The sequence below is a fragment of the Streptomyces sp. CB01881 genome (assembly GCF_002953255.1).
Classification (GTDB): domain Bacteria; phylum Actinomycetota; class Actinomycetes; order Streptomycetales; family Streptomycetaceae; genus Kitasatospora.
In genome coordinates this window covers 10,900,058-10,903,169 of the sequence record NZ_CP026498.1, presented here as the reverse complement: position 1 = coordinate 10,903,169, position 3,112 = coordinate 10,900,058, and the positions used below count along the sequence as shown (strand labels likewise).

Genomic DNA, 3,112 nt, shown 5'->3' with positions numbered 1-3,112 from the left:
TTCTGCCTGCCGGTCTGCACCCTGGTGCTGACCGGTGCGATGCGCGACATCGGCCCCGAACTGTACGAGGCGATGACGATGGACGGCGCGTCCCCGGCACGGGTGTTCCGGCAGCTGGTCCTGCCGCTGTCCAGGGGCGGCCTGTCCTCGATCGTGGTCTTCGCCGCGCTCCAGGCCTGGAACGGCTTCCTCTTCCCGTTGATCCTCACCCAGTCCGACTCCAACAAGGTCCTGACCCTCGGCCTGTACGAGTTCCAGACCGAACACGGTGTGGACGTGCCTGGCCTGCTCAGCGCCGTGGTGCTGTCCGTGCTCCCCGTCCTCGCCGTCTACCTGTTCGCCCGCCGCGCCCTGGTCCAGGGCCTGATGGGTGTGGGAGGAAAGTGAACGACCACCGCGACCCCGAGCCCGCGCCCGCGTGGCGGGACACCACGCTCACCGCGGAAGCCAGGGCGGACGCCCTGATCTCCGCGATGACCCTGCGGGAGAAGACCGCCCAACTGGTCGGCGTCTGGGTGGGCGCCGGCGGCGAGGGCGGCGAAGTCGCCCCGCACCAGCACGAGATGGAGCGGCCGCCCGACCTCGACACCCTGCTGCCGTACGGACTCGGCCAGTTGACCCGGCCGTTCGGCACCGCCCCGGTCGACCCCGCGCTCGGCGCACTCTCGGTGCTGCGCAGCCAGCAGCGGATCATCGCCGCCAACCGCTTCGGCATCCCGGCCCTGGCCCACGAGGAGTGCCTGGCCGGCTTCGCCGCCTGGGGTGCCACCGCCTACCCGGTGCCGCTGTCCTGGGGCGCCACCTTCAACCCGGAGCTGGTCCGGACGATGGCCGCCGCGATCGGGCGCGACCTGCGGGCCGTCGGGGTGCACCAGGGTCTCGCGCCGGTGCTCGACGTGGTCCGCGACGCCCGCTGGGGACGCGTCGAGGAGACGATCGGCGAGGACCCGTACCTGGTCGGCACCGTCGCCACCGCCTACGTCCAGGGCCTGGAATCGGCCGGGATCGTCGCCACCCTCAAGCACTTCGCCGGGTACTCGGCCTCCCGCGCCGGACGCAACCTCGCCCCCGTCTCCATGGGTCCGCGCGAACGCGCCGACGTCATCCTGCCGCCCTTCGAGATGGCCGTCCGCGAAGGGCGGCCCCGCTCCGTCATGCCCGCCTACACGGACACCGACGGCCTGCCCTCCGCCGCCGACGAGGCCCTGCTCACCGGCCTGCTCCGGGACACCTGGGGATTCACCGGCACGGTCGTCGCCGACTACTTCGGCATCGCCTTCCTCAAGACGCTGCACGGCGTGGCCGAGGACTGGTCCGACGCCGCCCGACAGGCCCTGACCAGCGGCGTCGATGTCGAGCTGCCGACCGTGAAGACGTTCGGGCAGCCGCTGCTCGACGCGGTCGAGGCGGGCACCGTCCCCGAGGAGCTGATCGACCGCGCGGTGCGGCGCGTCCTCGTGCAGAAGGTCCGGCTAGGGCTGCTGGACCCGGACTGGAGCCCGGTCCCCGCCGCCCTCGCCGACATCGACCTGAGCGAACCCGATGCGCTACGCGGCCTGGTCGACCTCGACCGGCCCGCCAACCGCGCGCTCGCCGCCGAACTCGCCGGACAGGCCGTGGTGCTGCTGCGCAACGACGGCGTCCTCCCGCTGGGTGCCCCCGCCCGGATCGCGCTGATCGGTCCCAATGCCGACGAACCCACCGCCCTGCTCGGCTGCTACTCGTTCCCCGTGCACGTCGGCACCCAGCACCCGAAGACCCCGCTCGGTATCGGACTCCCCACCGTACGCGAGGCGTTGGCGGCAGAATTTCCCGCCGGCGAGCTGCGGACGGTGCGCGGTGTGACGGTCGACGGCGAGGACACCGAGGGCATCGCCGAGGCGGTGCGGGCCGCCCGGCGGGCCGACGTCGTGGTGCTCGCCCTCGGTGACCGAGCCGGGCTCTTCGGACGCGGCACCAGCGGCGAGGGCTGCGACGCCGCCTCACTCGAACTGCCCGGCAGACAGCGGGAGCTGCTGGAAGCACTCCTGGACGCCGGGACGCCGGTGGTGGTCGCCCTGCTGGCCGGGCGGCCGTACGCGCTCGGGCGCGCGACCACCGAGGCGGCAGCGATCGTCCAGTGCTTCTTCCCCGGCGAAGCCGGCGCCCAGGCCCTGGTGGGCGTGCTCAGCGGGCGGGTCAACCCGTCCGGACGGCTGCCGGTTTCCGTCCCCGCGCATCCCGGTGTCCAGCCGTCCACCTACCTGGCCGCACGGCTGGCCCAGGTCAGTGACGTCTCCAGCAGCGATCCGACACCCGCCTTCGGCTTCGGACACGGCCTCGGCTACAGCGAGTTCGCGTGGTCCGGGCTCGACGTGGACGTGGCCGAGACCGGCACCGACGGCGAGTTCCGGCTCGCCTTCGAGCTGCACAACACCGGCGCGCGGGCGGGCGCCGAGGTGGTGCAGCTCTACCTGCACGACCCGGTGGCCGCCGTGGTGCAGCCGGTGCAGCGGCTGGTCGGCTACCGGCGGATCCCGCTGGACGCCGGAGCCGGCTGCCGGGTGGAGCTGACGCTCCCGGCCGACCTGGCCTCCTTCACCGGCCGCGACGGCCGGCGGATCGTCGAACCCGGCGCGCTGGAGCTGCGGATCTCCGCCTCCAGCACCGACGCGCGCTTCACCGTGCCGCTGCACCTCACCGGCCCGGTCCGCCCGCTCGACCACACCCGCCGACTGCACCCGACCGTCACCGTCCGTCCCCCCACCCCCACCCCCTAGCGGAGGAACCCCCATGCGCCGATCGAGCCGCCGGTTGTCCCTGCTCATGGCACCCGCCCTGACCACCGTCCTTCTCGCGCTCCACCCCGGGACCGCCCACGCCGCCGACCCCACCGCCCTGACCAACGGCTTCTACGCCGACCCCGACTCCAGCGCGCAGCAGTGGGTCAAGGCCCACAGCGGCGACGGCCGCGCCCCCGCGATCCAGGCGTCGATCGCCAACGTGCCGATGGGACGCTGGTTCGGCAACTGGAGCGGCGCCATCGGGACGGCGACCGGGGCCTACGTCGGCGCGGCCGCCGCCGCCGGCAAGCGGCCGATCCTGGTGGCGTACAACATCCCGCGACATCTGC

2 protein-coding genes and 1 pseudogene are annotated in these 3,112 nt (G+C 73.6%); all 3 read left to right on the top strand.

Annotation, left to right across the window (positions count from 1 at the left end):
• A partial coding sequence (locus C2142_RS41190) for an ABC transporter permease subunit (RefSeq protein WP_241003038.1) occupies window positions 1-387 on the top strand: 387 nt, incomplete at its 5' end.
• Between the two features lie 86 nt (window positions 388-473).
• The gene (locus tag C2142_RS36900) at window positions 474-2,759 is read left to right on the top strand and encodes a glycoside hydrolase family 3 N-terminal domain-containing protein (protein ID WP_148647248.1); all 2,286 of its coding nucleotides are present in this window, start codon (window positions 474-476) and stop codon (window positions 2,757-2,759) included.
• Window positions 2,760-2,772: 13 nt separating this feature from the next.
• Window positions 2,773-3,112 (top strand): annotated as a pseudogene (locus C2142_RS41185) (endoglucanase); the annotation flags it as partial.

Excerpts from the sequence above, each read along its gene's own strand:
- C2142_RS36900 (WP_148647248.1), top strand. The coding sequence starts at position 474 with ATGACCCTGCGGGAGAAGACCGCCCAACTGGTCGGCGTCTGGGTGGGC.